Source organism: Endozoicomonas sp. SESOKO2 (genome assembly GCF_024606245.1).
In the GTDB taxonomy this organism is placed as follows: Bacteria; Pseudomonadota; Gammaproteobacteria; order Pseudomonadales; family Endozoicomonadaceae; genus Endozoicomonas_A.
This window is the reverse complement of record NZ_JAHHPQ010000273.1, coordinates 1-7,527: the sequence shown is the minus strand read 5'-3', so window position 1 is coordinate 7,527 and position 7,527 is coordinate 1. Positions and strand designations below refer to the sequence as shown.

The window sequence follows — 7,527 nt, the reverse complement described above, 5'->3', positions numbered from 1 at the left end:
AACCGGATCACTGCCGGCAATGCGGGTAAAGTCTCTAAAGCCGCCGGCAGCATAACGAAAGATATCTTGATTTTCAGGATTACCCGCCAGCGTATCCACCAGTGAAAATGCCAGAAGATGAGGCAAATGGCTAGTCATTGCCAACACTTCATCGTGACGCCACACATCCATCACATTGACTTGGGCACCACAACATTGCCAGAGATGCCTGACCAGAGATAAGGCAGCACGATCAGTATTTTCCAGAGGCGTCAGGATTACCTTATGATGCTTGAACAGGCCGGCCCTGGCCGCAGTAACACCACTTTTCTCGGAGCCTGCAATGGGATGACCCGGCACCAGGCTCTCAGGTATATCACCAAATATTTCCCGGGCAGCCTGAACCAGTGAACCTTTACAGCTACCGACATCGGTCATCACTTTGCCAGCCAGATCCAGACCTTTGAGTTGCTGAAGTACTTTTGGCATTGCCAGCATGGGAACCGACAGCTGAATAACATCGGCCTTGTCGACAGCGGATTTAAAATCCTCACAGCCTTCTGCAACAATTCTCAGGGAAACAGCCTTCTCAACATTTTCACTCCTGAGATCAAACCCCATCAGATGAAAGCTTTCGCCGCACTCCCTCAGGGAAGCTGCAAATGATCCTCCAATAAGGCCCAGCCCTACCACCAAAATGTTCAGTGGGGTACCGTTCCTGTTTTGTTCTATCACTACAAGTTCAACCTTTTTCAAAAGTCATCTTCAACCCCTTGCAACTAAAGATGGCAACGGTTTCTTTAGCTACCGCCTGTTTGTCTTGTGCTCAGGGCTGTCTGACAGAGGCCAGTGCTTCAAGAAAACGCTGATTTTCTTCTTCCAGGCCAATGGAAACCCTAAGGTGTCCTGGCATGCCATAATTGGCAAGAGGTCTGATAATGACGCCCTGTTCAAGAAGACGCTGATAACAATCCATCCCCCCCCATACCCGCATCAAAAGTAATGAAGTTACCGCTGGAAGATATGTAATCAAAGCCCATAGATCTCAAGCCCGCCTCAATCCGGGCCATTCCATCCTGGTTAACCTGCCTGGAACGGTTCAGGTATGCTTCATCATTCAGAACAGCAACAGCTGCCGCCTCAATAAGATTATTAACATTAAAAGGCTGTCTTAACCTGTTGAGAACACTGGCTATTTCGCTATTTGAAACAGAATAGCCAATACGTCCACCCGCAAGACCATAGGCCTTGGAGAATGTTCTGATCACGATAAGATTGGGATATTCATTTAACAGCGCAATACCATTCGGGTACTCACTATCCAACACATACTCAAAGTATGCTTCATCCAGAACAACAACAACCTCTTCAGACACCTTGCCCAGGAAGGTAAGCAACTCTGTTTTTGAAAAACGGGTACCGGTCGGGTTATTAGGATTAGCCAGAAAAACGATGCGGGTATCAGAACGAACCGCTTCGGCCATCGCTTCCAGATCATGACCCCAGTTTTTAGCAGGCACCACTATACTTTCCGCCCCAGTCGCCTGGACCGCTATGGGATAAACCGCAAAAGCGTATTCAGAAAATACAGCAGAGCACCCCTCTTTCAGGTAGCATTGCGCCAATAGAACAAGAACATCATTGGAACCGTTACCAAAGGTAATCTGATCAGGCTCTACCGCCAGCTTTTTGCAAAGAGCATCACGCAGATTATAGAGGCTGCTGTCAGGGTATCGAGCCAGCTCATCCAGCATCACAGCGATGGCTTCACGAGAAGACTGAGCCGCCCCAAGAGGATTTTCATTACTGGCCAATTTAACAATACTGCTGACATCCAGACCTTGTTCGCGCGCCAGCTCTTCAACGGGTTTACCGGGAAGATAAGGATTCAGTGCACGTACTCCCGGTACGGCAAGCTGTATAAAATCACAACCCATTTTTCACCTGTTTTTTTACCATGAAAAATTTTACATCCCCACGAGAGGACGCAAAATTGTTTCAATCGCTCATGACTGATTTGTTAAAGAACGCCCTTGGGATAGGAGCCCAGAACCCGAAGATCATTAACCCTGTCAGCAAGCTTTCCCAATACTTTCTGGATAACCGGATCGTCTTTGTGACCTTCAAAGTCAATAAAGAAAACATAGTTCCAGATGCCGGTACGGGACGGACGGGTTTCTACCCGGGTGAGATCCACGTCATGAACATCGAACGCTTCAAGAATCGAATGCAGAGCACCGGACTGGTTTCTCATACTGACGACGATGGATGTTTTGTCTTCACCACAGGGTGGAACATCCTGATGCCCAATGATCAGGAAGCGGGTGGAATTGTCCGGCTGATCCTCGATTTTCTCAGAGATCTTTTCCAGACCATAAATATCAGCCGCCATATCACCGGCAATGGCCGCAGAGTTCCATTCACCCTTTATACGCTTAGCCGCTTCTGCATTGGAGCTGACAGCAACTCTTTCAGCCATCGGCCAGTGGGCATCCAGCCATTTACGGCACTGTGCCAATGACTGAGCATGGGAGTATATCCGGGTAATATGGTCACGGCGGGTGTTTTCAGAGACCAGCAGATGCTGATGAATTCTTAGCACGACTTCACCACAGATTTTAAGAGAAGAATCCATGAAGCTGTCCAGGGTATGACTGACCACCCCCTCTGTTGAATTCTCAACAGGCACAACACCATAACGCACTGCCCCCGCCGTCACCTCCCTGAACACTTCATCAATCGCGGCCATAGGGACAGAAACCGCAGAATGGCCAAAGTGCTTCATGGCAGCCTGCTGGGTAAAGGTGCCTTCAGGACCAAGAAACGCCACTCGAACAGGCTCTTCAAGAGCCAGACAGGCCGACATAATCTCCCTGAACAGTCGAGCCATTTCTTCATCGTCCAGCGGACCGTCATTGCGCTCCATCACCCGGCGCAAAACCTGGGCCTCACGTTCCGGACGATAAAACACTGCCACGGCGTCTTCATTTTGCTTGACTCTGGCGACTTCCTGAGCGCAGCGTGCACGCTCACTGATCAGCTTCAGAATATCCTGATCAAGCTTGTCAATTTTTGTCCGCAACCCCTTCAACTTATCATCTGTCATAATGTTCTCTGCGTTTAACGGTTCTGACGAAAGCCGCGCAATCGGCAGATGCCAAGCCTGCGAGCTTTGTACTTAAAATTGCGACGGACCAAGGATTTTTTATCCAAACTTTCTTTCGAATTCATGCATAAAGGCGATCAACGCATCGACATGCTCTTCCGGTACTGCATTATAAATACTCGCTCGCATACCGCCTACTGCCTTGTGCCCCTTGAGATAAAGAAAGCCATTTTTTTCAGACTCGGCCAGAAAAACCTTATCTAACTCAGGATCGCTCAGCGTAAAGGGTACATTCATTCTTGAACGCCAGCGGGGATCTACCTTGTTGTGATAAAACCCGGACTCATCAATCACCTGATAGAGTTTGCCTGATTTACGGGCATTGATCTGGTCGATCACTTCAAGCCCCCCCTGATCCTTTAGCCACTCAAACACCAGACCGGCCAGATACCATGCGAAGGTTGGCGGAGTGTTATACATGGAATCCTTATCCGCCTGTACCCGATAATCAAAAACAGCAGGGCAATTGGAATGCCCCCGGTCCAGAAGATCGTCACGCACGATAACCACTGTCAGTCCTGCCGGACCAATATTTTTCTGGGCACCGGCATAGACAACCCCGAAACGGCTGATATCAATGGGCCCGGACAGGATATTGGATGACATATCCGCTACCAGTGGCACATCGCCAGAATCCGGTATAAATGGAAATTCAAGACCACCAATGGTTTCGTTCGGAGTGTAATGAACATAAGCCGCATCGGAACTGAAACGCCAGCCACTCTCTTCCGGCATGGTATGGAATGAAGCGCCTTTGCCGTCGGCAATAACATTGACATTCAAATAACGCTGGGCTTCTTTGATTGCCGACTGAGCCCAGTACCCACTATTGACATAGTCTGCACTATTTTTCTGCCCCCTCAGGTTCATTGGGACTGCCGCAAACTGACCACGGGCCCCGCCCTGCAAAAACAGAACCTTATAGTTTTCAGGAATCTTCAAAAGATCACGGAGATTCTGCTCCGCCAGCTCAGCAACCTTGAGAAAAGACTTCCCTCTGTGACTGACTTCCATAATGGAAGCGCCTTCACGGTTGTAGTCCAGAAGCTCATCCCTTGCACGCGCAAGCACCGACTTCGGCAATGGAGCCGGGCCCGCCGAAAAGTTATAAGTAGGCCCTTGTGGGCCAGCCAGTGTTTCTGCCAATAGATTATTCATACTATCCTCCCGTAGAGCCAAACTCGTCGATTCAGAAGTGCATCCCTTTAAGTAAAACGCCAGCATGCTGCTGGCGTTAAGTTATTGGATACAGAATCAGCCTTCCATCCCTTCATCAGGCTCAGTCTGAGGCGTTTCTTCCCCTGTCACTTCGATTTCAGTCCCATCTTGCGGCTCTTCCGGCTCTTCAACCCTGGCAACACCAACCAGTTTCTCACCTTCCTGAACCTTGATCAGGGTAACCCCCTGAGTATTACGACTCATAACAGATATTTCATCGACACGGGTTCTCACCAGAGTGCCCTGATCAGAGATCAGCATAATCTCCTCTCCATCCTGTACCTGGATAGCACCGATCAGTTCGCCGTTTCGATCAGTACACTGCATGGAGATAACACCCTGACCACCACGACCCGTGATTCTGAAATCTTCTACACCCGTTCGTTTACCGAAACCATTCTGGCTGACGGTTAGAATCTGGGTTTCGTCTTCGGGAATAATCAGAGAGATCACTCTTTGAGCATCCTGTAGTTTAATACCACGGACACCTCTGGCAGTTCTGCCCATGGCGCGCACATCAGTTTCTTCAAACCGAATCGCTTTGCCCGCATTGGAAAGCAACATAACCTGCTTCTCACCGGTCGTAATTTCGGCACCCACAAGGGTATCACCTTCATCAAGACCCAGGGCAATCAGACCACTGCTTCTTGGGCGAGAGAACTGTTCCAGAGGTGTCTTCTTAACCGTTCCTGCAGCCGTTGCCATAAAGACAAAGTGACCTTCGGTATACTCTTCAACAGGCAACATCGCCGTGATGCGCTCATCCTCTTCCAGAGGCAGGATATTCACGATGGGTCGGCCACGTGAAGTACGGCCAGCTTCCGGAATCTGATAGACCTTCAACCAATAAACCTTACCCCTGCTGGAGAAGCAAAGAATCTGGGTATGGGTATTGGCCACCAGCATATGTTCAACATAATCTTCGTCTTTTACCGAAGCGGCGGATTTACCTCGACCACCTCGGCGCTGGGCCTGATAGGTGTCGAGCGATGTGGTTTTTGCGTAACCACCATGAGACAGGGTCACAACCATGTCTTCTTCAGAAATCAGGTCTTCAACGGTCAAATCACGGCGTGAACTGGTGATCTCAGTGCGACGCTCATCGCCATACTCTTCGACTACTTTTTCCATCTCTTCACGGATGACTTCCATCAAACGCTCAGAGCTGGAGAGAATGAGCAGTAGCTCGGCAATTTTTTCCAGCAGCTCGCGATATTCACTCAACAGCTTGTCATGCTCAAGACCGGTCAGCCTGTGCAGACGCATTTCCATGATGGCCTGAGCCTGGGCAGGTGATAAATAGTAGAGACCATCATCGCGAAGACCAAACTGTTCAGGCAATTCGTCAGGCCGACAGGCATCGGCACCGGCACGTTCTGCCATTGCCAGCACGTGACCCGGCTGCCAACCCTGTGCCATAAGCTTTTCTTTAGCCTCTGCAGGCGTTGGCGAGCCCTTGATTAAGGCAATCACCGGATCAATATTAGAAAGGGCTACTGCCAGACCTTCCAGCAAATGCCCTCGCTCACGAGCTTTACGCAGCTCATAAACGGTTCTGCGCGTCACTACTTCGCGACGATGACGAACAAAAGCTTCCAGCATCTCCTTAAGGTTCAGGAGTTTTGGCTGACCATCGACCAGTGTAACATTGTTAATGCCAAATACACTTTCGAGCTGGGTTTGTGCGTAGAGGTTATTGAGAACAACGTCCGCAACTTCACCACGGCGCAACTCAATCACTACTCGCATACCGTCTTTATCAGACTCGTCGCGCAGCTCGGAAATACCTTCAATTTTCTTGTCTTTGACCAGCTCAGCGATCTTTTCAATCAATCGTGCCTTATTCAGCTGATAAGGCAGCTCGGTAACAATGATGGTACTTTTATTTTTCTTTTCATCATGCTCGACATCTGCACGGGCCCGAATATAGATACGACCACGACCGGTACGATATGCCTGCAAAATACCCGCCCGACCATTAATGATGCCAGCAGTTGGAAAGTCCGGACCCGGAATATATTCCATCAGATCATCAACAGACAGGCTCTCATCATCAATTAACGCGAGACAGCCTCTAACCACTTCAGTCAGGTTATGTGGTGGTATATTGGTTGCCATACCCACAGCAATACCGGCAGCACCATTCACCAGCAGATTGGGGATGCGGGTTGGCATGACGGCAGGAATCTGTTCCGTACCGTCGTAGTTGGGTACGTAATCGACCGTTTCCTTATCCAGATCAGCCATGATGTCATGACTGATCTTCTGCATTCGGATCTCGGTATAACGCATGGCCGCTGCAGAGTCGCCGTCTACGGAACCGAAGTTCCCCTGTCCGTCTACTAACATGTACCGCAACGAAAATGGCTGCGCCATACGAACAATGGTGTCATATACAGCAGAGTCACCATGGGGGTGGTATTTACCAATGACGTCACCCACCACACGAGCTGATTTCTTGTAGGGCTTGTTCCAGTCATTGCCCAGCTCGTTCATTGCGAAGAGGACGCGCCGGTGGACCGGCTTGAGTCCGTCACGCACATCAGGCAGTGCCCGCCCAACGATGACACTCATGGCGTAGTCCAGATAGGACTGCTTGAGTTCGTCTTCGATGTTTACCGGAAGAATCTCTTTGGCGATATCAGTCATGTAAACCCAGTCGTCCTTTAGCTTGCGCCCAACGGATACCTGTCAGCATCCTTTCTCAACCCGGAAGGCCGAAAATCCGAATAATTCAATCAACAGGCAGCCATGTGAAAGCAATCATTCAGCTCCTGCCTGAGCAGAAAGGAAGCGTTGAAATGAATTTAACGATAAAAAAGGGCATGGCTGCTTTTTTTCATAATAAGTAGCAAATAATACCACAGCTGGCAGCCTTACTGCGAGCCAGTGTATGGCTTGACAACAATATTTATGAATAAAAAATGACACAAATGTACGACATAGTCGTCTCTTTAGTAGCTATATGACAGGAATACTTAACTATGAAAACTCTGTCTGTATAATGCGGACAAGAATACAGACTGCGCTGTTACTATCGGAAATCAACCGCTTGAGAATCTGGACATTATGACTGCAAACCAGAACGAACCACGCCCGGTGCAAAACGTCGATCCAGCCGAAATTGCCAAATTTGAAGAGTTAGCCAGCCGATGGTGGGACAT

Annotated in this window: 6 protein-coding genes; all 6 read right to left on the bottom strand. The window is 49.2% G+C overall.

The features are described 5' to 3' along the window. Positions 1-735: prephenate dehydrogenase/arogenate dehydrogenase family protein (locus KDK17_RS06370; RefSeq protein WP_257287627.1), on the bottom strand; the 735-nt coding region annotated here is incomplete at its 3' end. A 70-nt stretch (positions 736-805) separates the two neighbouring features. Beyond that, positions 806-955 (bottom strand): aminotransferase class I/II-fold pyridoxal phosphate-dependent enzyme, encoded by a 150-nt coding sequence (locus tag KDK17_RS19305; protein WP_306671242.1) that lies wholly within the window; start codon positions 953-955, stop codon positions 806-808. Then, entirely contained in the window at positions 930-1,916 is a 987-nt protein-coding gene (gene hisC, locus KDK17_RS06365) for a histidinol-phosphate transaminase (RefSeq protein WP_306671241.1), read from the bottom strand. Before hisC ends, KDK17_RS19305 begins: the two co-directional genes overlap by 26 nt. An 83-nt stretch (positions 1,917-1,999) precedes the next feature. Further along, positions 2,000-3,085 carry a prephenate dehydratase gene (gene pheA / locus KDK17_RS06360; protein WP_257275486.1) on the bottom strand — a complete coding sequence of 362 codons (1,086 nt, stop codon included), beginning with the start codon at positions 3,083-3,085 and terminating at the stop codon, positions 2,000-2,002. Between the two features lie 99 nt (positions 3,086-3,184). Continuing rightward, complete coding sequence (gene serC / locus KDK17_RS06355) at positions 3,185-4,303, bottom strand: 3-phosphoserine/phosphohydroxythreonine transaminase (RefSeq protein WP_257275488.1); 1,119 nt, start codon at positions 4,301-4,303, stop codon at positions 3,185-3,187. A 96-nt stretch (positions 4,304-4,399) separates the two neighbouring features. Beyond that, complete coding sequence (gyrA, locus tag KDK17_RS06350; protein WP_257287626.1) at positions 4,400-7,012, bottom strand: DNA gyrase subunit A; 2,613 nt, start codon at positions 7,010-7,012, stop codon at positions 4,400-4,402. Positions 7,013-7,527 lie beyond the last annotated feature (515 nt).